Source organism: Intestinibaculum porci (assembly GCF_003925875.1).
Classification (GTDB): Bacteria; Bacillota_I; Bacilli_A; order Erysipelotrichales; family Coprobacillaceae; genus Intestinibaculum; species Intestinibaculum porci.
The window spans coordinates 2,615,357-2,641,766 of sequence record NZ_AP019309.1 but is presented as its reverse complement, the minus strand read 5'-3'; the positions used below and the strand labels follow the sequence as shown (position 1 = coordinate 2,641,766).

General features: G+C 40.8%; 28 protein-coding genes. 23 read left to right on the top strand and 5 right to left on the bottom strand.

Annotated features, from left to right (window positions below; translation table 11 throughout):
• The first annotated feature begins 10 nt into the window (after positions 1-10).
• The 13 genes from SG0102_RS12615 to SG0102_RS12555 all read left to right on the top strand — a co-directional run bounded on the left by SG0102_RS12615 (position 11) and on the right by SG0102_RS12555 (position 9,579).
• Complete coding sequence (locus SG0102_RS12615) at positions 11-763, top strand: N-acetylmuramoyl-L-alanine amidase family protein (RefSeq protein ID WP_125120261.1); 753 nt, start codon at positions 11-13, stop codon at positions 761-763.
• A 67-nt stretch (positions 764-830) separates the two neighbouring features.
• Positions 831-1,718 carry a zinc ribbon domain-containing protein gene (locus SG0102_RS12610; RefSeq protein WP_125120260.1) on the top strand — a complete coding sequence of 296 codons (888 nt, stop codon included), beginning with the start codon at positions 831-833 and terminating at the stop codon, positions 1,716-1,718.
• Between the two features lie 14 nt (positions 1,719-1,732).
• Positions 1,733-1,927, top strand: coding sequence for a zinc-ribbon domain-containing protein (locus tag SG0102_RS12605; protein WP_157983051.1), 195 nt, complete (start codon positions 1,733-1,735; stop codon positions 1,925-1,927).
• The gene (locus SG0102_RS12600; RefSeq protein ID WP_125120258.1) at positions 1,928-2,137 is read left to right on the top strand and encodes a hypothetical protein; all 210 of its coding nucleotides are present in this window, start codon (positions 1,928-1,930) and stop codon (positions 2,135-2,137) included. It begins immediately after the preceding gene.
• A 93-nt stretch (positions 2,138-2,230) separates the two neighbouring features.
• Entirely contained in the window at positions 2,231-2,878 is a 648-nt protein-coding gene (locus tag SG0102_RS12595; RefSeq protein ID WP_125120257.1) for a hypothetical protein, read from the top strand.
• Between the two features lie 65 nt (positions 2,879-2,943).
• Positions 2,944-3,273, top strand: a complete 330-nt coding sequence (locus tag SG0102_RS12590; RefSeq protein ID WP_125120256.1) for a hypothetical protein — start codon at positions 2,944-2,946, stop codon at positions 3,271-3,273.
• Positions 3,274-3,315: 42 nt separating this feature from the next.
• Positions 3,316-4,074, top strand: coding sequence for a polysaccharide deacetylase family protein (locus SG0102_RS12585; RefSeq protein WP_125120255.1), 759 nt, complete (start codon positions 3,316-3,318; stop codon positions 4,072-4,074).
• 65 nt (positions 4,075-4,139) lie between these two features.
• On the top strand, positions 4,140-4,406 hold the full coding sequence (locus SG0102_RS12580; RefSeq protein WP_125120254.1) for a cell division protein SepF: 267 nt from the start codon (positions 4,140-4,142) through the stop codon (positions 4,404-4,406).
• A 113-nt stretch (positions 4,407-4,519) separates the two neighbouring features.
• Positions 4,520-5,140 (top strand): hypothetical protein, encoded by a 621-nt coding sequence (locus SG0102_RS12575; RefSeq protein ID WP_125120253.1) that lies wholly within the window; start codon positions 4,520-4,522, stop codon positions 5,138-5,140.
• Positions 5,141-5,362: 222 nt separating this feature from the next.
• Complete coding sequence (locus SG0102_RS12570) at positions 5,363-6,283, top strand: GGDEF domain-containing protein (protein WP_157983050.1); 921 nt, start codon at positions 5,363-5,365, stop codon at positions 6,281-6,283.
• A gap of 54 nt (positions 6,284-6,337) precedes the next feature.
• On the top strand, positions 6,338-7,609 hold the full coding sequence (locus SG0102_RS12565; RefSeq protein ID WP_125120251.1) for a hypothetical protein: 1,272 nt from the start codon (positions 6,338-6,340) through the stop codon (positions 7,607-7,609).
• Positions 7,610-7,823: 214 nt separating this feature from the next.
• The gene (locus tag SG0102_RS12560; protein WP_125120250.1) at positions 7,824-9,011 is read left to right on the top strand and encodes a hypothetical protein; all 1,188 of its coding nucleotides are present in this window, start codon (positions 7,824-7,826) and stop codon (positions 9,009-9,011) included.
• A gap of 1 nt (position 9,012) precedes the next feature.
• The gene (locus SG0102_RS12555; protein WP_125120249.1) at positions 9,013-9,579 is read left to right on the top strand and encodes a BRCT domain-containing protein; all 567 of its coding nucleotides are present in this window, start codon (positions 9,013-9,015) and stop codon (positions 9,577-9,579) included.
• A gap of 23 nt (positions 9,580-9,602) precedes the next feature.
• On the opposite strand, the gene SG0102_RS12550 is transcribed toward SG0102_RS12555, so the two are convergent.
• Complete coding sequence (locus SG0102_RS12550) at positions 9,603-10,475, bottom strand: DUF1002 domain-containing protein (RefSeq protein WP_148668861.1); 873 nt, start codon at positions 10,473-10,475, stop codon at positions 9,603-9,605.
• Positions 10,476-10,609: 134 nt separating this feature from the next.
• Here SG0102_RS12550 and SG0102_RS12545 point away from each other — a divergent pair, with 134 nt between their 5' ends.
• The 4 genes from SG0102_RS12545 to SG0102_RS12530 are packed head-to-tail and all read left to right on the top strand — an operon-like array spanning position 10,610 to position 15,665.
• On the top strand, positions 10,610-11,353 hold the full coding sequence (locus tag SG0102_RS12545) for an NAD-dependent protein deacylase (RefSeq protein ID WP_125120247.1): 744 nt from the start codon (positions 10,610-10,612) through the stop codon (positions 11,351-11,353).
• Between the two features lie 55 nt (positions 11,354-11,408).
• On the top strand, positions 11,409-12,050 hold the full coding sequence (locus SG0102_RS12540; protein WP_125120246.1) for an HAD-IA family hydrolase: 642 nt from the start codon (positions 11,409-11,411) through the stop codon (positions 12,048-12,050).
• 4 nt (positions 12,051-12,054) lie between these two features.
• On the top strand, positions 12,055-13,137 hold the full coding sequence (locus SG0102_RS12535) for a hypothetical protein (protein WP_125120245.1): 1,083 nt from the start codon (positions 12,055-12,057) through the stop codon (positions 13,135-13,137).
• Between the two features lie 59 nt (positions 13,138-13,196).
• On the top strand, positions 13,197-15,665 hold the full coding sequence (locus tag SG0102_RS12530) for a bifunctional diguanylate cyclase/phosphodiesterase (RefSeq protein WP_125120244.1): 2,469 nt from the start codon (positions 13,197-13,199) through the stop codon (positions 15,663-15,665).
• A 314-nt stretch (positions 15,666-15,979) separates the two neighbouring features.
• On the opposite strand, the gene iscB is transcribed toward SG0102_RS12530, so the two are convergent.
• The 4 genes from iscB to SG0102_RS12510 form a co-directional block, all read right to left on the bottom strand.
• Entirely contained in the window at positions 15,980-17,221 is a 1,242-nt protein-coding gene (gene iscB / locus SG0102_RS12525; RefSeq protein WP_125120243.1) for an RNA-guided endonuclease IscB, read from the bottom strand.
• Positions 17,222-17,537: 316 nt separating this feature from the next.
• Positions 17,538-18,107 carry a nitroreductase family protein gene (locus SG0102_RS12520; RefSeq protein WP_125120242.1) on the bottom strand — a complete coding sequence of 190 codons (570 nt, stop codon included), beginning with the start codon at positions 18,105-18,107 and terminating at the stop codon, positions 17,538-17,540.
• Entirely contained in the window at positions 18,082-18,981 is a 900-nt protein-coding gene (locus tag SG0102_RS12515) for a DMT family transporter (protein WP_125120241.1), read from the bottom strand. Before SG0102_RS12515 ends, SG0102_RS12520 begins: the two co-directional genes overlap by 26 nt.
• A 48-nt stretch (positions 18,982-19,029) precedes the next feature.
• A complete protein-coding gene (locus SG0102_RS12510) occupies positions 19,030-20,310 on the bottom strand; it encodes a M48 family metalloprotease (RefSeq protein ID WP_125120240.1) in 1,281 nt (426 codons plus the stop codon).
• 85 nt (positions 20,311-20,395) lie between these two features.
• Between SG0102_RS12510 and SG0102_RS12505 the strand changes: the two genes are divergently transcribed.
• The 6 genes from SG0102_RS12505 (at position 20,396) to mraY (ending at position 26,410) form a co-directional block, all read left to right on the top strand.
• Positions 20,396-21,373: a transglutaminase domain-containing protein gene (locus tag SG0102_RS12505; RefSeq protein ID WP_125120239.1), complete on the top strand. Its 978-nt coding sequence runs from the start codon at positions 20,396-20,398 to the stop codon at positions 21,371-21,373.
• 181 nt (positions 21,374-21,554) lie between these two features.
• Positions 21,555-22,022, top strand: a complete 468-nt coding sequence (mraZ, locus tag SG0102_RS12500) for a division/cell wall cluster transcriptional repressor MraZ (RefSeq protein ID WP_331852249.1) — start codon at positions 21,555-21,557, stop codon at positions 22,020-22,022.
• 2 nt (positions 22,023-22,024) lie between these two features.
• Positions 22,025-22,960, top strand: coding sequence for a 16S rRNA (cytosine(1402)-N(4))-methyltransferase RsmH (gene rsmH, locus SG0102_RS12495; RefSeq protein ID WP_125120238.1), 936 nt, complete (start codon positions 22,025-22,027; stop codon positions 22,958-22,960).
• Positions 22,957-23,262, top strand: a complete 306-nt coding sequence (locus tag SG0102_RS12490) for an FtsB/FtsL family cell division protein (protein ID WP_125120237.1) — start codon at positions 22,957-22,959, stop codon at positions 23,260-23,262. Before rsmH ends, SG0102_RS12490 begins: the two co-directional genes overlap by 4 nt.
• Positions 23,246-25,369, top strand: a complete 2,124-nt coding sequence (locus SG0102_RS12485; protein ID WP_125120236.1) for a penicillin-binding protein — start codon at positions 23,246-23,248, stop codon at positions 25,367-25,369. The genes SG0102_RS12490 and SG0102_RS12485 overlap by 17 nt, the downstream gene beginning before the upstream one ends.
• Before the next feature lie 66 nt (positions 25,370-25,435).
• A complete protein-coding gene (mraY, locus tag SG0102_RS12480; protein ID WP_125120235.1) occupies positions 25,436-26,410 on the top strand; it encodes a phospho-N-acetylmuramoyl-pentapeptide-transferase in 975 nt (324 codons plus the stop codon).

The window sequence follows — 26,410 nt, the reverse complement described above, 5'->3', positions numbered from 1 at the left end:
ATTATGGGATATGAAAAAATGGGGAATGGCTGTTTTAGCCATCATGATGATCATGCCGGCCAATAGGCCGGCAGTGTGCGGGAAAGAAAAACAGGCTATTAAAAAAACAGTGCAAAAAGATAAGAAAGAGAAGAAAAAGAAAGTGATCTGCATTGATGCCGGGCATCAGCTGCATGCGGATACTTCGCTAGAGCCTAATGGCCCACATTCTAAGGTGAAGAAAATGAAGGTTACGGACGGGACGGTAGGACGTTACACGCATGTTAGAGAAGCAAGCGTGAATTTAGCGGTAGCGTTAAAGTTAGAAAAGATATTAAAACATCGCGGTTATCAAGTGGTGATGGTGCGTCGTCATGAGAAGGTGAATATCCTTAACAGCAAGCGTGCTGAGATTGCTAATAAAGCGCACGCTGATGCAATGATTCGCCTGCATTGTAATGATATGGGTGAATCACATACGCATGGCTTTTTTGTCTGCACACCATCGCGACATAATAAGTTTATGTCGAAAAAACTTATTGATCGTTCGTTACAATTATCAAAATGTCTTTTACCAGCGATAGAAAAGCAGACGCATGCCAACAATCGCGGCCTTTCTTATCGTGATGATTTAACGGGAACGAATTTCTCCAAGGCGCCGACCGCGCTTATTGAAATGGGGGAAATGCACAATAAACAGGAAGATCAGTTATTAGTGACCGCAAGCTACCAGCAGAAGATGGCCTTAGGCTTAGCTAATGGCATTGATGCCTTTTTTCACTAGATATTTTGAAATTGTTTCGAAAAGAAATAAAGAATGATAAAATAGAAATAGTTCAGGAGGACAGATCATGAAATATTGTGACCAATGCGGGAAAGAGAACCGTGATGATGCACGTTTCTGCAGATACTGCGGCACAAAGTTTCGGGATTTACAAGGAAGGGTTTCTTTAGCGGATGATATCAGAGATGAGCATGAGCAACGTCACTCGCTTTCTCTATCATCAAGCCAAAGGGAAAATGTCTCTGTTAGTGAAAGCAGCACTTTATCACAAATGAATAGCATGGTAACGAGTGAATCTCTATCACATGATGATGCAGAAAGCACGTCATCAAGTGTCGCTTCCTCACAATCGCTTGATGAAGCGATGGGCGCATCTGCAGATGATTATGTTACAAGCCAGAAGCGTTCCTCTCAGGCACGCTATGTCAATGGCATGATGATCGCTTATAGTGTCATCATGAGTGGCGTTTTGCTTTTGGTTTATCACTATGGGCGTACGATTAACTGGGTGAACGGTTCTTTTATGAACCAGTTAGGCATTTTGTCTTATGGCCCGCTTTTGTATGTGATCTTATGGGGCTTTAGCGTTGTGGTGAGTATCATGAGCCTCTTACGTTTTTATAAGCACCCACAGGAAAAAGTGAATGGTTTATACCTTGTTATTGGGATTATTAACTGTTTGGTTTTGTGGTATATTTCACCGGCCATTTCACTATTAGGAATTGCTATTAAAGCGCTGCATTCATCCGCTTCTTATTTTGGGGCCATGTTTGGGATGATGAACCAGGCCAATATGGCTTTGGTGATGGAAGTCACCAATCACGGTGACGCTTATCGTCAGGCTTTAACCTTGATGGCGATCGTTGATGGTATCAGCGCGGTGGTTTGTATACTCATTTGTTTACAAATTCATAAGATTTATACATTTACTTCATTTTTTAATATCGAGGAATGAAAGGAGTGAGCATCATGAAAACATGTCCAAAATGTGGCTGCGAGGTTGATGATGAAGATCAGTTTTGTAAATTCTGCGGGGCGCCTTTGACTGATTTGCAGTCAAAGCAGGAAATTCGCCAGATGGAACATGTGAAAATTATTCTGATGCTCATTCTTTTTTTATGTATTGTATTAGGCTGTTACTATTTGTGGCAAGGGGGACATTAAATGCAAAATATTTCCACGGCGATGAGCGGTGATGCGAATTATCTTCATTTGCAGGAAATACCAGTCAAGAAAATCAGAGCGGATGTGGCATGCTTTCGCTCAGTGCGCAGCGCCTGCTTTTTCGCTAATGGCATGACCTTGCAGTTTACCTTTGAAACCGATGTGGATATGCGCACCATTTGTGCCACTATTTCGCAATATACTTTGTAACATCTGTCTTTTGGCAGGTGTTTTTTTGTTACACAAGTTGTCACCGATTTTCATCATGCCTGATTACAATGTTTGGTGAAAGAAGGTGTTTCGATGAAAAAAAGTATTTTATTAGCCGTTTTGGTTATCTCATGTTTCGTCCTTTATGGAACGTATGTCTGTGTCTATGCGGCGGGAGAAGATGTTGAATTACTGTCAACGACGATGACGCCAAAGTTATTAACCACTTCGCTTAAGCAGAAAGGCAATAAGTACACGTATTCTTTTCCCAAGGGGACATCAAGTCATACTACGCGCAGTAAAGTGATTCCTTTAAAGGTCGATGTCAATGGTCCGGTGACGATTACGAGTAATAAGAGTAAACTCAGCTATGGCGTCTACCAGGATCAAAACTGTCATCAAAAGGTAGCGATTACGCAAAAAGGAACATACTATGTACGCATTTCCCAGCCGGCTTATGCGATTGATTTGCTCGATCATAATAAAGCCCAGTATAAGAAAGCGAGTATCATTCTTTATGTATCCCAAGTGTATCATGATGATTTCACTTTAAAAGCGAAAACCTATGCCTGTTTTAGCGGCACGCCCGCTATTCATATCCACGCTAAAAATGGGTTATTAAAACTGAATTCAAGCTATCTTGATCAAACTGGTAAATATGTAAAAGGAGGCCATTATACTTTAGGATCAGTGACGGTAAAAGAGGATCCGGTCGCCTTAATGAAGGGGACTATATTTTAAAACCTGATGGCAAGCATACCTATCGTCTCAAATACACATTTTCTAAATTACCATCCCATAAAAATGTGAAAGAGAAGAAAGCCTCCACGATCAGTGTGCATAAAACAAGTAAAGGGGTTTTCCTCAATAATGATAAGAATGATCGCTTTTATAAGATGGTGATGGCACAAGCAGGCAGCTTATCCTTTGATTTGTCGTTATTAGATAGTGACGTTTCCCTTTACCACCGCGATGCAAAGAAGAATGTCGTCAATGATGCATTATCAAAATCGCAAGTAGATGCCCATACGATGCGCTATCATGCGCAAGTGAATGCGGGCACATATTATGTGAAAGTGCATAAAGTGGTGAAAAGTCCGATTGGTGCTTATTACACAATCACGCGTCAGTCTTGATCTTCTTTAACGACAAGTGTAAAATCGCCTTTAGGTGATTTTATGAAACAAATGAAAAATGCACTGATCATGGTGCTGATAATCTTCCTGACGGGTTTTCAGCTCCAGGCTAAAAGACCGCAAAGTATCCCCGTTTTAGGCTATCATGCGATTGTCCCTGATCAACTCAAAAAAGAGAAATATCCACATTATATTTATGCCCAGAAAGTTTCCGCTTTTGCCAAGCAGATGCGCTATCTTTATAATCATCATTATCAAACGTTAACGATGAAACAGTTTGATGATTATTATCATGGTCGTTTAAAGGTTACCGGTAAGGCGGTGGTCTTAACCTTTGATGATGGTTATGAGAACTTCAACACGATTGTTAAGCCGATCCTGAAGAAATATCATATGCATGCGACTGCTTTTGTCATTGGGAAACATCTTGATCATCCGGTCAAAGGTTTCCTCACCCGCAGTGAAATTCATGATGATGCCACCGCCGCTTATTATTCACACTCTTTTAATATGCATAAAGTGGCACCAGGCTTTGATCGTAAGAAGATTCAGGATATGTCATTACAAGCCATTGATGAAGATTTTCAAAAAGATGGGGCTAGTGAAACGTATTTTGCCTTTCCCTTTGGCCGCACGCGTGATGATATTGGTCAGATCTTAAAAGCCCATCACGTTCATCTCGCTTTTAGCTATAATCAGTATCGCAATGCGTCGCGAGATGATGATCCTTATGACCTGCCCCGCTATATGGTCGTTTCGCTCACACCAATGTGGCTCTTTCGGTGGATGGTCTCACGTTAAATGTTGATATTTTATCTAGTAAAGTGTAAAATTTAAAACATAGAGAACATGGGAGGTGCCCACAGGTGAGAAATACATTATCAATTTTATTAGTCAGAGCAGAAAATACCGATGTCAGAGTCGATATCGTATCCTCATTGCTGGCAGGTCAGACGATCATCGTTAACTATGAAGATATCGCTGGTGCTGATCGAAAATCTATTGAAGACTTTATCTCTGGTGCGGTGTTTGCGTCAGACTTACACGAAACACAGATTTCTGATGATATTATTATTTACGGTGCGGACGTTGAAGGCTATACTTATGCCGACGAAAATGAAGATTACGAATAAGGCCATTGCAAGGCCTTTTTTCTTTTCTTCTATAGATCCTGTTACACTGGTTGTAACCACTTTTTTCATTATCCGATTATAATCGAAGGGGAGATGAGAAGGAGGGATCTGTGATGCGTACATTAAAAAACGAGCTGATCACATTGATCACAGACCTGGTCTGCGTCCTGGTTGAGGTTACGAAGAAGAATGATCCACTGTTAAGCCGTTTCTCGGCGGCTGCTCACGAATGTCTTGCGCTTATGGTGACAATCAAAAAGAACTGCGATCAGGCTGAAGACAAAATGAAAAATCTCTGTATGACGGCTTATGCACATATGAAAGCAATCCTCTTTCATGAGAGTGCTAAAAGCCTCGCGCAGGAGAAAGAATTTCAGGCGATGGTGAAACATCATTATTTAAGACGCGTCAAAAAATGTGCAAACCATCATTATTCTCCTCAGGAGATCACACAGCTTATTGCGAGTGCCAATCAGTATTGCGGGCTGATTGAAACGAGCGATGAATACTCATCCTTAAAGGTCATGATTTCAATGCTGGAAAGCTACAACAAGTTGACATACACAAACATTTCTTATGATCTTATTGTACAAATCATAGCGTTATTTGAAGGTCTAAAGACCCAAACGATTCCCATTTTAGACTTGTCGGGCAATCTCTATCTGATTCACTATTTATATGCTTTACACAGTGAAGCATTAGAGGCTTACACCGACTGGTATTTACATCCTTAACGCGCTGCTTGGCGAAGCGCTAGGCTCCTTATCATCTTGCGGAGAACTTCTTGATGGAAAGTTGATGGAAAGTTCTCCTTTTTTTTGGTTTTTCATATTTTAAAAATGCGTGCTTTAGGCTATAATAATCCTGCTTAAAGTCACAATAGAGAAAATTGAATGTAAAAAGGTTGCAATGTGTGACTTTATATGATACATTTGTGCCCCGAAAGGAAGAAATCTATGAATACACCAAAAGCTAACCGAAAAAGTCTGATTATGGGCTTTGTCTTCACCTTACTGCTAGCTTCATTCTTTTTTTCAATAAAAGCGATTAACTTTAATCTGGCGGGAATTGTCATTCTCGTTGCCTGCCTTGTTTATGGCGGATATAAAGGCGGAATCGCTAGCGCTATTGCCCTTGTCAGCGCGGATTTGTTTTATTATACGGATGGACTTCGATTCTGGCATTTATCTCTTCATGCCCGTAAGGACCTATTAGCCCTTATATTGAGCGCAACGATCATTGTCTTGATGGTTGGTCATTTATATCGCAAACAGGAAAAAGCAATGAAAGCCCTCGAAACTTTTAATGATATCTTAAAACAGCGCAATAACTCACTGAAAGAAAAATCTGAATATGATGAATTAACCGGTGTGAAAAACCGCGCCGCTTTTCGCACCGATTTCACCGGGATGATGGAAGGTATGCAGGCTGTGATCTTCTTTGATATTGATGACTTTAAGAAATTTAATGATTCTTATGGTCATGATATGGGCGATTTTGTCGTGACCAGCGTGGCGGCAGAACTTGTTCGCGTCTTTGGCCGAAAGCACTGTTACCGTTATGGCGGTGATGAGTTTATTGCCGTAATGCCGTTCCATACAGAAATTGAAATTCAAAAATCGATTAATAAAATGCAAGCCGACTTATTACAAACCACTAAAGATGGGAAAGCGATATCGATCAGTATTACCGCCGGTTACTGTTTTGGCTTTACCAGCAGTGCTAAAGACTTACGCGGAATCATGCATCAGGCGGATTTGAATCTTTATTATTCAAAAGCGCGGAAGAAAGGTTCTGGCTTTGGCTCAGAATATTACAGTGAAGACTTCTATACAAATCACGAATGTGCCTGCGGCCAAGAAAACATCACGATCTAAGTGGTGTTTTTTTAATAAGTGGCGTATACTTATAGGCAAGAAGGGGGCTTTCATATGTTTGATGAAATTCGTGAGCTGACACTGCAGCTTTACTTACCATTACTGGCAATGATGATGGAGGATCAGCGCGTTAGTAAAGCAGAGATTATTAAGGCGGGGGAGAACGCTTTACAGCTGATTCGTGATCATGAGCTCTATGAACATTTAGATACCAAAAAAGACTTAGATGTCTATCGTAAACTTTTATCTGGGGACTTAGAAGCCCTCAACCTTGCTTGCCTGAAGAAAACCATCGATATGTATTTTATCTATGAAGAGATGGGTACTTATCATATTGCCAATACGCAAACGAGTTACTGGCTGTCCGCAAAAGGGATTGCCATCATGGTGCGTTACAGTGATGATTTGACTTTTCTTACAAAACTGCAGGAGCAGTTATCGCTAGAGACTTTAGAGAAAGCAAAAAATGTCATCGAGATGATCGCAAAAGATAAGCAGGTCCATCATATTCATGAACTGATTAGCCTGATTAATGATATTATGCGTTTAGATCCTAAAGCTTATGAGCTGCGATTACAGGGGCTGCAGATGATCGAAAAGGCTACTTTGCCGGTTTATGATCAGTGTGATTTATCAAATCAGATGGCTTATGGCTTAATGACGGCTGATAAGCTTAATCTGCTTAATATTGGTAAGCAGCATTTAGATGCCATCAAAGAGAAAATGGCAGGCTTAGAGAAATGTGAAAAGAATGATTTACTGATCGCCAAGATCGATTCCAATATCGGCGCTTATTATCAGGGCCGCTTCAAACTAGATAAAAACCGGGAAGATATTGAAAAAGCGATCGCTTATCATAAACAGGCTTTACAGATGCGTCAAAGCTTACAGTCACCAACGGTGGCGAACTCTTATCTGACTTTAGCTAGCGATGATTTCTATGCTTATAATTTAACCCATGATGTCAATTATTTAAGAGCATCGTTAGATAATCACTTATTAGCTTATGAACGTTTAAGTAATGATGAAGAAGCCTATAAGAACCTGATCCGTATTGCGGGAACGAAGATTATGTTATGTCTGGAAGACTATGATGAAGCGATGGTTTCATCCATTTATGATGATTTAGCCCGCTCTTACGTGGTGGCGATGGCCCATTATGACACCAAGGAATTACGTAATATCAAAGAAAATTTCAAAGAATCATTGGAACTGTTTAAGAATCATCCATGTTCTCATGAACGTTATGATCAGATTTACCGTTTAGCAAGACAGATTGATGAAGAAGATGGCTACTTTGAAGATTTAGTCAGAAGAAAGCTGTAGGAGATGCGTCGCATCTCCTTTGTGATTTCTAGAAACGGAAGCGTTCTCTTTTTTAAAAGGGACAATGATCCTTTTAAGATAGGGTCAGAGGAAAGAAAAAACTGTGCAAAACGATATCGTATGAAAAAAAGAATTTCCGGGAAAGGCCTTAAAAAAACGGAGAATTTATGGTATGTTTATATGTAGGGGAAAAATACATAAGGGGGAATTCATCATGAAACAGACAGAATTTGTTTGCACAAAAACACCCGCAATTGAAAAAGAATTTGAAGTAGGGACCATCTTAGCCCAGGTGCTGGAAGCCCGCTCATTTACTAAGGAAGCGTTTGAAAAAATCGGTCAGGACTATGACTTTGATGCGTCAATGATTGATCATGGGGAAGATTTTTTGAAGACGTTTCAGAGTAAAATTGAAAACAAAGAAAAATTCTTATTCGTGGCCGATACCGCTTTGGACTCTCTTTTTTCTGTGCTCATTTTTATCAGATTATTAGCGAAGATCAAGATTCCATTTGAAGTGAAGTACATTCATAAAGATGAATATATGTTAAGAGGGAATATTCTGATCTTTAGAGATCATAGCATCAGCCTCTTTAATCGCAGTGAAGATATCAATATCACAATCAATGAAGGACCACTCGCTTTATCGACGATCGCCTGCTCCATCGCTTCATTATATGGGTTAGAGAAATACTCTCTTGCTTTAGGGGCGATCGGTGTGCTTTGCTCGACAACACCGCTTTTAAAACAGAACCGGACATTATTTATTCGCGGCCGGGAAATTTTAGAAGAGGAACGCTATTTCACCTTTGAACGGATTATGATTACCAAAGAAAAACGCAACAACATGCTGCTATATGGCGGCGATGGCCATGTTTCCTACAGTGCGCCGATGGTGCGTTCACGCGTGGTTTATCCATTAGAAACGTATGTGGAAAAAAATCCCGAAATTCACTGGAACCGTCTCTTACAATATTTCTTGAATCCGAAAAAACAAGGCGGTACTTATCAAAAATTTGGCGAAGCTTTATCAACGATCAAAGCGGATCATGAAGAACCGCAAAATGATTACACACCGATCGTCACAACTTTAGAAGACATCACTAAAGATGCAATTAAAGAGATGGAAAAAGCGTTAGAACCATATGGGGTTGGGAACTTACGCCCATTCTTTAAGATTAAAGATGCTGAAATTGAAAGCATCCGTAAGTTTGATATGTCCCGTGGTCTCGAGTTATCATTTAGAACGTCTCATGGTCTTGTCAAAGCGACTGCTTACGATGTGCCTATTGCCCATACAAAATTAAAGAAGGGTGATCACTTAGACATCGAAGGCTCTTTATATATCAGTTCTTTCTCTGGTTTACCAACCATTAAGATGGAAGATATCGCGGTTAAGTAACATGCGTTTCGTCTATGCCTTGTGGGATCAGTATGTGGCTATTACTTATGAGCCGAAAATAACGCTATTGGTCCATCATCGTCATGGCCTTAAAGAGACCATTACATTTGAAGATTTGCCTCGTTTTGAAGAAGATTATGACTTGTTAATAGATGAGACTTTTCGCTGGGATACCAGTCTGCATTTTAACTATGCTGCGAATCTTAGTGATTTTGAACAGACTCTGTACCGTAAATATGGCGTTCCTCCTTTTTCAGGTGATATGATTGATCGCTATGAAGCGATCAAAGCCTATATGAAAAGGGAACAAATTGGTCTTGATGTCTTATTTGCCTCTTATCCAATCGCCAATCATACCTTTTGCTTTACCGGGCGAATGCCGATGCCCCGCCGATATGCGGTAGAATTCATTGAAGACAATGGCGGTATTGTGGTAGATACTAGCAGTCAGGCTGATTACTTAGTTGTTGGCGAAATGGATCACTATACAAACAAATATTTAAATCGCGGTGAAAATACAAAGATTCTCGATGTAGGGGACTTCTTTGAACTTTATCTGAATAATTAAAAAAAGGATGCAGCGCATCCTTTTTAATTCCCCGTAAAGAAGCCAATGATGGTAGATAGGAAGTCTTTCACTTTCTGGGCAATTGAAGATAAGAAACCAGTATTGCCGGTAATCTGTGAGGCATAACCTTTGATGCTCTCATAAATATCTTTGGCCTGAGTTTTGATTTCATCTTCATTTAAATTGACATTTTTCATCTTGTCCATTAAGTCAAGAATTTCATCTTCGGTATCATCGGATAATTGAATATTCATGGTGTTTTCTAATTCTTTCAGGGCATCTTCACCGCTCGAACGGGTATAATCATCACCCATTGCGGCAACTTTCTGTTTTAATGAAGCCACTAATTTGGCGGCGTCACCAGAACCGACTTCCTTGGCGGCATCAGATGTGACACTGATCTCATTATTAGCGGTGTCCACCGCCGTGCTGTTTAAGGTTTTACCGGTCATGATTTCATAAGACTTGGTGGCGGCCACTAAGGCTGCGGTCCCGGAAATCTTGAACGGACCGGCAACGGTTAATTTGACATCTTTAACTCCGGCAGTAATCAGGGCATTCTGATACATTTCCGCGGAGCAGTAAGTAATATTTTTGGTAGTGACAGAAATGCCGGCATTGGCGTTCTGTTTTTCCATCACAACGCTCGATAAAGCGCGGGAACCAATTTCCGAAGCGGAAATATAGTTACCTAAATACTTTGTTTCATCCGCGTGGGTAATGTAAGAGACATTGTAGTCGGCTTCATTGGTCACACCGAGTAAGTTTAAGACCGTAGCTTTTTCACTTGTCGATAAGTCTTTGCCTAAGACTAAATAGCGTTCACTATCCGCGAAGACATGACTGACGGGGGTCATCATGACGAGTGTTAAAAACGCGGTCATTAGTTTTTTCATATTCACGAAAATCAACCTCTTTTCACAATTAAGTCAGGGATAGTCTAGCATACTTACAGGATTTTGCAATTGCTTTTAAAAATTCACATAATTAAGAAAATAGGATTATAATGAAAGCATAGGAAGTGATATCAATGAATGAAGAAGCATACAAACAGCTCAATGAGATGATTCGAACCTCCCATCATATTGTCTTTTTCGGCGGGGCCGGGGTCTCAACCGAAAGCGGGATTCCTGATTTCCGCTCGAAAGATGGTCTTTATAATCAGCATGATGTCGCCTTTGATGCCTACAGTCCAGAATATTTATTATCCCATGACTGCTTAGTCCATCATCCAGATGTCTTCTATGAATTCTATCGTCAGAAACTTGATGCTCGGGGGATCAAACCGAATCGGGCGCACTACAAATTAGCCGAGATGGAACAAAAAGGAAAACTTGATGGCGTCATTACCCAGAATATTGATGGTCTCCATCAGTTAGCGGGTTCGAAAAATGTTTTAGAAGTGCATGGCAGTACGCTGCGTAATTACTGTGATGCTTGTGGCACATCTTATCCCGCTGATTTCATCTTTAACACCAAAAAAGGTTTGCCAACCTGTCCAAAGTGCGGCGGTTTAGTACGTCCGGATGTGGTCTTATATGGCGAAGCTTTACCAAGTCAGACCTGGAGTGATGCGATTGATCTGATTCATCAGGCTGATTGCCTGATTGTTGGCGGGACTTCTTTAACCGTTTACCCCGCTGCTAATTTAGTGGATTATTTCCGTGGCCGTTATTTGATTTTAGTGAACAAAGGGGAAACGGGTTATGAGCGTCGTGCCTCACTGGTTTTCCATGATTCAATCGGCGAAGTTTTTTCACACATTGAAGTATAAAGGACGTTGTTCTTTATACTTTTTTCATATACAATAAGCGAGGGTGAAACGAAAAATGTATAAAGTATTATTATTTGATTTAGATGGAACCCTCACTGACTCAAGTGAAGGGATTACCAAATGTGTCTCACGGGCTTTAGCCCACTTTGGAATGACCGATTATTCTCTGGAACAGTTACGCGTCTTTATTGGTCCACCATTAAAAGACTCTTTCCATAAATTTCATATCCCTGATGATCAGATTGAAGAGGCGATTGCGCTCTTTCGCGAACGTTATTTAACCGTTGGCAAGTTTGAAAATAAGCCTTTTCCGCATGTCATTGAAACCTTAAAACAGTTAAAAAATGAAGGTTATAAACTGTATGTGGCAACCAGCAAGCCGGAAGAAACAGCGATTGAAATTTTAAAACATTTCCACATGGATCATCTCTTTGATCAAATCTGCGGGGCTTCTTTTGATCATTCAAGAGAAAACAAAGCAGATGTCATCCAGTATCTGCTTGATCATAATGAAACCGGGGATCAGCCGCTCATGATTGGTGATACGATTTATGATATCAAAGGGGCGAGCGCATTAGGATTGCCAAGTATTGGTGTTTCCTGGGGCTTTGGCGAAAGTGAAGAAATGAAAGAAGCGGGCGCTTTAGCAATCATGCACAGCATGGATGATTTGTATCAGTTTGTGACTCAGGAGTAAGCTTATGTATGTATTAATGCATCAGGATACCAAAGTGCTAGCTTTTGATGAAGAGCAGGAAATTGTCTATGAACCCCGTCTTTTACCAGAAGCGATCCATTATGATAGCCTCAATGGCTTTCTGTATATGCGTGCGACAGCTTTTCGCGCACGCGAAACGTATGCCGCGCTCGTTAAAACCTTAGGGGTTGAAGATTACCGTGATATGATGACAGTAATCGAAAAGACGCATGGCTTATCCTTAACGGATGACTACTGGATCAAAAAAGAAGAAGAAAATAGCACATTTGAGGAATTGAATCTTTATGATCATCCTTTCGACGGTGCGCCGATGCAGGCAGGCTATTTAGGAATAGCGCAGGGTCAGGGTACTTACTCGCCGGAATATACCACTGATGGACAGCTGCCTAAGTGTTATGATCGTCAGGGCGATCAGATCGTTTTATACAAACGCGGCAGCACCTGGGGCGAAGCGCCAGGGCGGGAAATGTATAATGAATATTATGCCCATCAGGTTTTAGACGCTTTAGGCGTCCCTCATGTGCCTTATGATCTCACCATGTATAAGGGCCATCTTGCGAGTGTTTGTCCTTTAGTGACATCTCAGCGTTATAGCTATGTCCCCATCAGCGCTTTTAACTATGCCCATGAAGATGATATCTTTGGGGATTTTATCAAACGCGGCATGAGCAAAGAGATACGGACAATGATTTTATTTGATGCCCTCGTTTATAATTATGATCGTCATATTGGCAACTTTGGCTATTTAAAAGATCATGTGACAGGAACTTATTCGTTTTTTCCGTTATTTGATCACGGTGATGCCTTCTTCCCGCTCTTTCAGGGCCAGACAATGGCAGAGCTGGACGCTTATTTGCCTAACATTGCTTATAGTGCGATGGGCATTCCCTTTGATGCGTTAGTGAGCCAATACTGCACAAGCGAAGAGGGAAAACTGTTAGAAAAACTAAGCGGGTTTATGATTCAGACTCATCCAAAGTATGGTGAAAATGTCGATTTGTATAATGCTTTTTTGAAAAAAAGAATTACCGAACTGCAGAGGATTATTTTCAACGTAAGAAAATAATAGAAAAATTATCGTTCTTTTATGATAAAAAGATATAATAACGAACAAAGGGGGATGCTATGAGGAAAAAGAAAAGAACAATACAGCTCATCGTGATGATAATGGCGCTGCTGATTGCCATCAGTTCCAGCTTCATGATGATGAATTCTTATACCAAAATGCGTGATGTCACGCAGGAGCTGCAGTTACGAGAGAATCAGGATGCACAGTATTATTCTCGTTATAATGTGCTCTTTATCAGCTCTTATGCGCCGGAGTTTATGACTATGCCGATGCAGCTGCGCGGTCTGCAAAGTGTTTTTCGCAAGCATAAGATCTCGATTATTCAGGAATATATGCGCTCGCGTCTTTTACACGGGAAAGAGAACGGATTTTATTTTCATATTAAAGATGTGCTGAAAGCGGAAAAACGAGCGGGCGTCAATATTGATGCCGTCGTTGCCGGCGGCGATGAAGCCCTCACGTTTGTGAAGAAAAACCAGCATACGCTCTTTAAAGGAATGCCGATCTGTTTTATGGGAGTGAATAATCGTCAGGCGGCGATTAAAGCTGTGAAAGATCCCCAGATCACCGGCAGTTATTCCCCAGATCATATTCGCGAGACACTCACTATTGCGACGAAACTCCAGCCCAGCGCTGAAAATATTGTCTGCCTCTATGATGAGACAGTTGCTGGCTTACAAAATAAACGCAACTTCTTTGACTTAAAGAAATATTTCAAAGGGAAGCACTTCATTGGCATCGATATGGGCAAGTATGACTTGACTGGCTGGACGAAACGTATTTCGCAGCTTGATGCGAAGCGTGATATTGTTTTGTATATGTCGAGCTATGTTGATCGCAATGGTCATAACTATACGATTCCGGAAACGATTAAACTGCTTAATGATTACTGCCATGCTCCGGTGTATCGCACCCGCGATAACGGTCAGGGTTCAGGGGTTATTGGCGGCGTTGTCTATGATACCTTTTATGAATCACAGTTAGCGGGTAAGCGTATTGTGGATGTGATTATCAATCATCATGATATTTCCAAAATGCGTCTTTTTACCAATACGCACCATCAAATTGAATTTGATGCCAATATTCTCAAGAAATATCATCTTGATCAGCAGGTTTTACCGACAAATACAAACTTTTTAAATCAGCCGGATAACCTAAATAGCTTTACGTTCACGTTAATGGCGGGGATTGCGATTATTGTGGCTTTAATTCTTCTGATGATTATGGAAGAACGCAGTTATTATGCCTATGAGAAATCGATTACCCATCTGGAATATCTTAATCATCATGATGATTTAACGAATATGTACAGTCGCGCTTACGCAATTGAGATGTTAGAAAAAGCCTGCCTCAAGCATGATGGGACATTGGTGATGCTGGATCTTGATAACTTTACAATGATCAATGATACCTATGGTCATGACAAAGGGGATCTGGTCATTAAAGAAGTTGGGACTCGTCTCAATAACTATGGCAAAGCCTATGGTCTTTTCTGTGCTCGTTTAAGTGGCGATGAATATCTTGTTTATTATGATCATGTCATTGATTCCGAAGAATTAAGGCACTTACGTCGGGCGATTACCCGCGATATGAATATTGGTCATGATCAGGTACATATTGGGGTATCCCTTGGCGCTGCTTTACATCAGCGTGGCATCACTGCTGGTGAACTTATGACCAATGCGGATGTGGCTTTAGCCCATGCCAAACGCGAAGGGAAAAATACGATGGTCTTCTATAATAATGCGATGAAAGAAAATATCACGGAAGAAGAACGCATTAAAGAATACTTGATCGAAGCGCTGCGTCATGATGGCTTTGAAATGGTTTATCAGCCTAAAGTGGATCCGTCAAATGATTTAGTTATTGGCTATGAAGCGTTAGTTCGCTTAAAAGATCGCCGTTACTCACCTAATATCTTTATTCCGATTGCGGAAAGCAATGGTCTTATTAGTGAATTGTCACGGCAGATTACCGAAAAAGTCATCAAACAATTAGCTGCTTGGCAAAAAGCGGGAGAAAAGCTTTATCCGGTATCCATTAACTATTCGCCCGCGCAGATTTATGATCGCGGTTATGTGGCTTATTTAGCGCAAACATTATCAAAATATCATATTGATGCGCGTTATCTTCGGGTTGAAATCACCGAAAGTCTGATGATGGAGGATATGAGTGCCACGAATAAGCTCTTTGAAGATTTTGCACATTTAGGCATTTTAACACTCATTGATGACTTTGGAACGGGATATTCATCTTTAAGCTATTTAATGCATTTACCAATTTCGATTGTGAAAATTGATAAATCCTTTATTGATCATTATCTAGTACCAGGAAAAGAATCTTTTATTGAAAATATGATTAAGATGCTCAAAGACCTCGATAAAATGATTGTTGTAGAAGGGGTCGAAGAAAAATGGCAGAAGGATAAGCTCAATGAATATGGCGTCGATGCCATTCAAGGGTATTTCTATTCTAAACCATTATTGCCAGATGATGTTCTCATTTTCCAGCATCAGCATCAATAAAAAAGGCTCTCGGGCAATTTATGAATGAGAAAAGGGCTTGCTTTTTCTCGAACTTTGTATGATATCGATATTGTTCTTATTGGACAGATGAAAGCTAAGTGGTCAACTTAATGGGCTTTCATCTTTTTTGTCTTTCTTAAGAATCTGATAAACTGAGCAATTTGGTTTTGTTAATGTATCTCGAGTAAATTACATTTCAGGTACTTCAAAAAACTTAAGAGTAAACCCCATATTTATAGAGACTCAAAAGGAGAAGCGTTGCGCTTCTCCTTATTAAATCATTATTATTTGTGTTTAAATATAGACAAATGTGTCTAACTCACATTATCTAACCAATAAATCTTAGAATATTTCCAAAGCACTTTGCATTTTCTTGCGTTAACTTTCTTGCAATGTTTTGTTGGACTTTGAAAATTAAGAGCGTTTTGTTCTGGATATAAAGCTGTTACATACCCTCTATGTGTTTCACCGTTCATAAAAGTGTACTCAACCAAATCGCTATGTTTAATTCCAAGAACATTATCTGTCTTAGCCTTACTTTGTCTTCGCATAGGTTTTATTACCCATTCTTTAATTTCACATGTGTCTGGTCGCAGGTCTGTGATACATATGGCATCATTAGAATGTGATTTTGCAATACCCCAGTCAATACGCTTATTGGCTGTATCACCTCCGTTGGTTAAATGTAACATTCCTAACTTTGATAACTGTTTTCTCAGCCATTTTTTACCTATCATTACATGCTGTGCATAATTCAGGTTCTTATTGTCAGAAGAATTTAACAAAGCGAAGTATCTGTTCATATATAATTCTTCTACACCTTCTGTTTTCTGGTGACATCCTGTACATAACGTAATAAGATTACCAAGCGTATTTGAACCTTTCAGTCTTCTTGGCTTAATGTGATGAACCTCTAATCTACAATTAGATTTTCCACATTCCATACATTTGCAGCCGTCTCGTAAAATGACAGCTTTACGGATATTCTCGTCCAGTCTATTTGATTTTTGATATTGCCACCGATATGGTTTATAGCCATCTGTCAATGCTCTTATATCAATAGCAACATCTTCTAACCAATAATTCGTTATATTTACCCATTTGTTAAGTTGATTGATAACCCTTATTGTTGCTTGACGTTTTTGTAAAATACTTGGTGCAATTCTCTCTTTTCGTTTAGAGGATTTTCTGTTGTTAAATCTCACTGGTCTATATCTTTTGTGATCACGGTGATAACGCCTAAATCCACGTCTAACGTCCATAAGATGTTTTACATCATTACGCTGTTCAATAGTTCCTTTAAAAATGACTTTGTTTCGCGTCTGACATTTCTGTACTAATGCGACACCAACATGAAGACCGCCGTCATCTATTCCACAACGAATTTCATCTTTGCAGATTTCTTGATCTGGAATTTTCTTTTTAAGTTGTATCACCATTGGATATCTGCTGAGCAATGTTGCTCGTTTCTTACGAATAAGAAACCAAGCCTTTTGTTCTTTGGTTGGCGCTAATTGTTTATTATTAGCATCCAATACAAAAGCATAAGTTGTCATTTCTGACCCCTTCCTTTCGGAGTATTTCTCTTCGTGCCAATATCGAGTAGAGGACATGTGTTTCCCTGTTATCAATGCAGGACATTAGCATTGTTTCTTGGTTTGCACTCACAGAGCTTCAGACTGAAGATTACATCTAAAGGTGTGTCTTTACCTTACTGCTTAATGTAGTTCATATCTGCAGCATATCTTTCGATAGCAGCAGTCACTTAGGCTCGAAACCTATTGTTAAGCCATAGACAAGAGACTTAATGTGTCCACTCCTGTCTATGTTTACGTACATATTTCTATGTTTTTGATTGCTTAACAATTAGTCCTATTTGATTTCCACAATATCTTTTAAAGCCCGTTTTGGGACATAGAAATGTGCATTATCATCCATGGTGTAGTTGATATTATTGTCTTGCATATCGACAATTGTACTTTCACAAGCTGGATGTCCTAAGGCGATGACTAAGCGAGGATTTTCCTCTTCTTTTAAGGTAAGAAGTTCGCTGACTTTGACGGGATTATGCGACGCAAAGATACAGCTGGCAAGGCCTAAATCAGTGGCACTAGTCATAATTGTATTGGCCGCGATCCCGGCATCGATATCAGTGAGGCCGCCTTTTTGATGCTGGATGATGACAAGATAAAGCGGCGGGTACTGATCATCGGCAGGGGTACCTTTGCCATCGGGCAAAGCTGCCGCCCATTTGAGTAAATGATGCATAGCTGACACTTTCTCTGGTGATTTGACGACGACATAAGTTAAGGTTTGGGCATTGCGTCCGCAAGAGGCGATGCGACAGTTTTCTAGGATCGTTTTCAGCGCTTCATCGCTGACAGGCTCCTTAGTAAAGCGACGAATAGAACGGGCTTTACGATACAACGCGTTTAGATTCATGTGATTTCAACCTTCTTTCTAAAGGGAGGGTGGATAAAATGACGGCTGTAAAGATGAGGGCGCAGCCAATGATATTGGTCAATGACATCCGTTCACCAAGTAAAAGGGCGCCAAAGATCGCCGCAAAAACAGATTCTAAGCAGAGAATCAGCGAAATGCCTGAGGCGTTGCCGCTTTTCTGAGCCACGATCTGCAGTGTATAAGCGACGCCGGTGGACATGATGCCGCCGTATAAATAAGGGATATACGCCTTTAACATGGCCTGTGGCTGAGGGGATTCAAATAAGAACATACAGAGGACACCTAACAGTCCGGAAATGATAAACTGCAGACAGCTGAGGATGACACTTTGACATTTCGGTGAAAAGTAATCAATCACCATAATATGTAAGGCAAAAAGCAATGAGGAAGCGAAGCACCAGAGATCGCCTAAGCCAAAGTGCATAACACTGCCTTGCATATTGATCAGATACAAACCAGCCGCGGATAATAAGGCGCATAAGAAAATGATCGGACGGACCTTTTTCCCAGTAAATAAAGAAAGAATCGGGACGAAAACGGCATAGATGCTGGTGATAAAACCGGCTTTGCCGGCAGTTGTATAAGCGATCCCAATCTGCTGGGCGCTGCTAGCTAAAAAAAGCATCAGGCCACAGGATAACGAGCCTACCAATAATGTCTTGATATTTTTCTTTTTTTCTTTGAGTCCTAAAATGAAAATAACTGGAATAAGAAAGAGGCCGCCAAGTAAAGTACGAGGACCGTTATATGTAAAGGCCCCGAGCGTGCCACCAGTTTTCTGGGCAATAAAGGCACTGCCCCAAATCATGGCGGTTAATAAAGCCAATAAATAGCTGCGTGTGTTTTTAGTCATTATTTCCCTCCTCGATGTCTTTATTATAGTGATAAATATTTATAATGGCTACAGTTTTTTCATCTCTTGTTCAATATGCGCAATGCGGTGATACATGCCTGGATGATCATAAGTTAAGAATTCGGTTAATGAAGTGGGATTGACATCAATCAGTTCATCACTTGATAACTGCTTGAAAGTTGTAATGAGCGCCTGACCATAGCCTTCTTTCACGGCATTGTCGTCAGCTTCATACTCTTCACTGCGGGAGACATAGTTATTGAAAATATTAATAGCTGCGATAATGGGACGCATGAGAATCATGATGATCATGATCAGCAAAAAGTCATTTTCAGTTTGTAAGTGAAAAGCCTTATTGACATCCGTCACAAAGCTGGTGATATAGGATAAATGCGTTAATAGGAAGAAGACGATCCCCGCAAAGAGAACACTGGCGCAATAACGTAAGTAATTGAAGAATGTCTTTTGGTGTTTGAGATGACCGACTTCATGAGCTAAGACAGCAAGTAATTCATCATGGGAATTCTCTTCTAAAAAGTTATCAGCGATGCCAAATTCCTTATGAAAAGGTAATTTCATTAGGAAGGCATTTTTAGAGGTACTGCGTTTGGATTCATTGTAGACATTGATCGTTTTGACTGGTTTCTTGCAATCTTTCATCAGCTTTTTGATATCTTCTTTTAAAGGACCTTCTTCTAATGGCGTAAACTTATAGAGAATGTGCAAGTAGATATAACTGATTGACATAATGATTGCCATGAGAATGAAGATGATGATCGCGAGAATGAAGGTATAGCGCAAAGCGGTAAGGGTATTAAGTGAGGCGTTCTGGACAAAGATGCGTGTTTTAAAGAAATACCAGGCGCCAAAAAGTAAACCGTAAAGCACTAGGCTTAAGACAAAGTCGCCGAGGCTTTCTCTGAGAAACATCGCTTTGGTCTGTTTGTTTTTATCATACTTTTCTTCAATGGTGAAAGTGGCATAATACTGCAGGAAAAACTGCGGCAAATCATTTAACAGGGTGACGAAAAGAATGGTATAGGCTAATGTCGGTAATTCCTGATGGCGGGATAGGGCTTCGACCTTTTGAAAAAAGGGTGAAAAAAGCAGAAAGCCATTGATGAGTAAGGAAATGAAAATATTGATGAGGGTAATGATACGATAATCATTTTTATAATCAAGAAAACGCTGATAGCGCCCTGGGGCATAGATATCAGCGACTTCTTGGGGTAAAGGCTTGGCGCGCTGAATGGTATTTATATGCATCAGGTATAAAGTGAACAGACTGCTGAGCAGTAAAATCAAAAATAATAAGCATTTTAGTAACATAAAGGATCCTCCTTGAGGCTTATTATAAGGAAAATTGGTATAAAAAGAAATGGTATGTTAAAATGGAGAAAAGGAGGAGGAGAGCATGCGCCGAGTCAAAAAGTTTCTGTTTTTATTATTAGCGATGAGTGTGCTTTTCGCGGCGGTTTACACGTTTACCTGTTATAGTCTCTATGGCGAATTACCGACCTTGGAAAGCGTGCAGCGAGAATGGAAACGAGATACCCAAAATTTTAAAGAGTCCCTTAATATTACGCAAAATCAAGTGGATCATAGCCAGGCGAAAAAGAAGATTGCGGCGATGACACCTCTTTATGAAAACAAACAAAGTGTTGTTTCTTCCCTGCGGGAGGCTTTAGTGAAACGTGAGAAAACGATTAAGCTCTATTATCATGCCCCTTCAAAGGAAAGTAATGAATTAGCGAAAGGTCTTTATCATGAAGCGATTCTGCCGACATCAATAGGGGATGAAGGAGATTATATTCAGTATCATATTGATCAGATCAAAATGACGACGTCTTCATTAACCTATGATGAAGGGTATTACTATACCCTGAGTTACCAGGTGAGCTTCCGCACGACTGATGCGCAGGAAGAAGCGGTGGGCCGGATGATCAAGGAGATCATCATGCCACTTCAAAATAAAAGTACAGTCGATAAAATTCGTTTTATTAATAATTATATTACCGCCCGGGTCACTTATGAACAGACCGGCGATGATCTCTGTTATACGGCTTATGGTGCACTGATTAAACAAAAAGCGGTCTGCCAGGGCTATACGTTACTGATGTACCGCATGTTAAAGGAAGCGGGGATCGATAACCGGATGATTACCGGCACCGGCATCAGTAATGGCAAAGCCGTGGCGCATTCATGGAATATTATCAAAATTGGCCATTTGTATTATGACAATGATGTCACCTGGAATGATTCGTTTAGAATGAATCAGTATTACTTGGCAGGTGCTGCGACTTTTGCGAAAACACATCAAAGTGACGAGACTTTTAAGTCTGCGGCTTTTCAAAAAAGTTATCCGCTTTCACAAACGGCATATAGAGAATAGCTCTTACTTCTTTGTGGTAAGAGCTTTTTTGCGTCCCGGCATCGCACTTGTTTTTAAAAAAGCTTGTAAGAGTCATAGATATTCGTATTGGAGATGGTTTTGAAAGAAATCATTCTTTTTCATTTTTCACGGTGAAAAACATATACAAACGACTCATAGATTGGTATAATAGTGGCATAAAGTGGGAAAAAGTGGAGGAAGGTGGTGGACGACAGTGTTCTTCGGTGAATTTCGACATAATATGGACGCGAAAGGGCGTATGAGCATTCCGGCAAAAATGCGTAATGAATGCGGCAGTCTGGTCTATGTCACCCGTGGTCACGAAGGATGTCTGGATGTCTACAACGAAGAAGGCTGGCAGGCTTTCTACAGTGAACTTTCGAAGCTTTCCAATAAAAAACGCAAAGCGCGTCAGTATCTGCGTATCATCAATGCCAAGACGCGCGAATGTCCTTTCGATAAGATGGGGCGTATTAATATCCCATCCGACTTACGCGCCCTGGCTCATTTAGAAAAAGAGTGCGTCGTGATCGGGGCTGGTGACCATATGGAAATATGGAATGCAGACTCATGGGATGCTTATTGTGATATTAGTGATGATGAATTTGATGAACTTTCTGAAATGTTAGAGGAAGATGAAGAGGAGTAAAAATGTTTGAACATAAGAGTGTGATGTTACATGAAGCCGTAGCGGCCTTAAATGTGAAAGAAGACGGTATTTACTGCGATGCCACGCTCGGTGGTGGCGGCCATAGCGCGCAGATTCTCGCGCAGCTGACAACGGGACATTTATACTGCTTTGATCAGGATGATCATGCGATTGCGGCGGCACATGAGCGCTTAGAAAAGATCAATGATCATTTTACGATCATTCATGCCAACTTTAAAAACTTAAAAGCTGAGCTTAATGCCCGCGGCGTTGATCATATTGATGGGATCCTTTTTGATTTAGGGGTCTCTTCGCCACAGTTTGATGACGCGGAAAGAGGCTTTAGCTACAATCACGATGCCCGCTTAGACATGCGCATGAACCAGGCGCAGGCGTTAAGCGCTTATGAAGTCGTGAATACTTATTCTTATAACGATCTGATACGGATCTTATATAAATACGCGGATGAAAAATTTGCCAAGCAGATTGCCCGCGGCATTGAAAAGCAGCGTGCTGTTAAGCCTATTGAAACGACTTTTGAACTTGTCGATGTGATCAAAAGAGCCATTCCTGCGAAATATCGCCGCAGCGGCGGTCATCCCGCTAAGCGCACTTTTCAGGCGATTCGCGTGGAAGTCAATGACGAGCTCAATGTCTTTGAACAGGCGCTTAATGATGCTATTGACATGACGAATGTCCATGGCCGCGTGGCGGTGATTACCTTCCAGTCGTTAGAAGATAAGATTTGTAAATATAAATTTAATGAAGTAACGAAGATGCCAGATCTTCCCAAAAATATTGCGGTGATTCCGGAAGGCCTTGAACCAGCCTTTAAAAAGATCACACGTAAACCCATTCTGGCGAGCCAAGATGAATTAGCCGAGAACCATCGTTCTCATTCCGCAAAACTAAGAGTAATAGAGAGGGTCAAACAATGATTAAGAAGTTAAAAAAACAACCAAGATTTTTCCGCTACGCGATTATTTTCTTCATGGTTTCATGTTGCGTATTTCTGGTTTCGCTGACATTTACCAATTCCTGTGAATTGAACATTAATGCCAAAACGAGAAAGGTGCAAAATGAAATTACCACGATTCAGAGTGACATCGATGGCTTAGAAATTCAAAAATCGGAGCTGGCTTCTTTTTCTCGACTGAAAAAGGTCGCAACGTCGAAAGGTTATCATTATAAGCAAGGATCCACTGCCGCTGCTGCTGTTTCTGATGAACAAAAGAACTGATGAAAACGCAACGATAAAGAAAGTAGGCATGTTCTTTGCTTTCTTTATTTTCCTCTTAATTGTTAATATTGTTTACCTTTGTGTCTCTGGGAAAGGTTTGATTTCTCAGGAAAATATTCGTGATTACAACAAGGAGCGCGGCGGCGGCAGGGTCACGAAGATTGATTATGCGACGCGAGGAACAATTTATTCTAGCGATGGGGAAGTCATCGCTAAAGATGTGAAACGTTATAACCTTTATGCGATTCTCTCGAAAACGAGAACAACGGCTGATCATAAACCTGCTTACGTGGTGAATAAAGAGAAGACAGCGGCGCAGTTAGCGAAAATCTTAGGCGCTAATAAAGATTATCTGCTTAAAAAACTAGATACGAAAAGTTATCAGGTCAGCTTTGGAAATGTCGGCAATAACCTCTCTTCGATTGTCAAAGCGAAGATTGAGGCTCTCAATTTACCAGGACTAGAATTTACCGAAGTATCTTCCCGTAACTATACTTTTGGGGATTTCGCTTCTTATGAAGTTGGCTATGCCTCTAATACGGCGGATGACAGCCAGCAGGTTGTTGGCAAGATGGGCTTAGAGAAAAGCTATAATGACTATCTGACCGGGACGAATGGCAAAGTTGTGTATTTACGTGACTCTAAGGGCAATACCTTGCCTAATGGGGTGTTAAGTAAAACCAGCTCGGTGAGCGGGAATGATGTGCATCTGACGATTGATAGTGATTTGCAGACGCAGTTAGATTCGTTAATGCGTGATTTTGTCGGTATTGCGCGGCCCCGTCATGCGACAGCCGCCATCATGGAAGCGAAGACCGGACGGATGTTAGCTGTATCGAATTATCCATCCTTTGATCCGAATAAGCGTAATATGAAGAGTTACAATGATCTCTTCCTTAATGGAGCCTATGAATGTGGGTCAGTTTTCAAACCATTTGTTTATGGCAATGCCTTGACGGATAAAGTTTTAGATATTAATGATTACTATCAGTCCGGCAGTTTCTATTATAAAGGAGGCACAAAACCTATTCGTGACACAAACAAAGTCGGCTGGGGGACGATTACCTTCGCAGAAGGGCTCTATCGTTCATCCAATACCGCGATTTGTAATATCTTAAAATCGCATACCAATATGAAATCATTGGTGTCAGATTATAACTCCCTTGGTTTCTTTAAGTCTTCGACAGTTGATGGCTTAGCCTGCGGCAGCGGGGTGGCAGCGTTTGATGGCAAGACGAAAAACGCCGAGTGGTACACGACTGGGTTTGGTCAAGGTTCTTCGGTAACGCCATTCCAGTTATTAAGAGCGTATTCAGCCTTTGCCAATGACGGCAAGATGGTATCCCCATACTTCGTCGACAGCGTGGTGAATTTGCGGACGAAAAAGAAAATTTATACGGGTAAAACTGTCTTTAGCGAAAAGATCTTCCCTTCTTCTGCCGTGAAGACCGTGAAGTATCTGCTTTATGGGGTTACTCATAATAAAGCTGGGACGGTGCATTCTTACTATCAGGATTCGCCTAATGATATCATTGGGAAATCCGGGACTGGTCAGGTCGTTATTAATGGGGCGTATTCAAAGTCGATCAACTCCCATTCATTCTGCGGGATGGCGCCTTATAACAATCCTAAAGTCGTCTTTATGATTACCTGGGTCAATGCGACCAACAATACCAAGGATGCGGCTACGGTCATCAAAGGCATTACGAAATCAGCCTTAAATAAATTGAATGAATCAAGCAAGAAAGTGAAGACGATTTCTTATAACTTACCAAACTTTATGAATCAGTCGGTCACTTATGCGAAATCTCAGTTATCGAAAGCAGGCTTATCACCGATTGTCATCGGTGATGGCACAAGTGTCATCGGACAGTATCCGGATGCGAAAACGACGATTACCAACTCGACGCGAGTCATGTTCGCCACGAATGGAGCGAAGATCACGATGCCATCGATGGTGGGCTGGTCTCGTAAAGAGGCGGAAGCCTTCGGCAGCTTGGCCGGGGTGAATATTACTGTTTCCGGAGCGGGAACGATCTATAAACAAAATGTAGAAAAGGGCACAACCCTGAAAAGTAAACAGACGATCAAGGTTTATGCTTCTTAGCATAAGCCTTATTGTTAGGGTTTAGAAATTGTGCTATAGTGTAGGCGTTTAAAAGGAGAAGGAAAGATGAATTATATACGATTATTGGCATCATTTGCCCTCGCGTTAGCGATTGTCTTTGTGGTTATGCCGCGAATGATTCCATTTTTACACAAACTGAAGTTTGGCCAGGTGGAAAGAGAAGAAGGATTAGCTTCTCATAAGAAGAAACAGGGAACGCCAACGATGGGCGGCATTGTCTTTATTATCGCTGCCGTGGTGGCTGTTTACTTAGTCAACTTACATTTATTAAAGAACCCTTATATGAACTTATTAACGTATACGTTTTTAGGTTTTGGTTTCATTGGTTTTATTGATGACTTCTTAATTGTCGCCAAGCATTCTAATAAAGGGTTATCCCCAAAAGCTAAATATGGGTTACAGTCATTATTTGCGATTGGCTTTATCTTATTAGCAAAACAGTTCTTACCAAATTATTCGACGGAGATTATTATTCCGGGCACCCACAATGATGTGGATTTAGCATGGTTCTATCCGATCTTTGTCTTCATTATGTTTACCGCTGAATCGAATGCTGTAAACTTAGCCGATGGCTTAGATGGTTTAGCAACTGGTTTATCGATGATTGCAATAGCGCCATTTCTCGTCTTTGCCTTGATTCAGAAGAATGTGCCGGTCGCTTTATTTAGTGCCGCATTAGAAGGCGGGCTATTAGGGTTCCTTTATTTCAATGCCCATCCAGCAAAGATCTTTATGGGTGATAATGGATCTTTAGCCTTAGGTGCTGTTTTAGCAGCCTTAGCGGTGATGACGAAACAGGAATTATTACTGATCTTAATTGGCATTGTTCCATTATGTGAAACATTATCAGTTATTATCCAGGTCATCTCATTTAAGACAACTGGCAAACGTGTCTTTAAGATGGCACCGATTCATCACCATTTTGAAATGTGCGGCTGGTCTGAAACCAAAGTTGTATTTGTCTTCTGGTTAGTCGGTTTCATTGCGGCGATTTTAGGTTTATTACTAGGAGTGAGATAA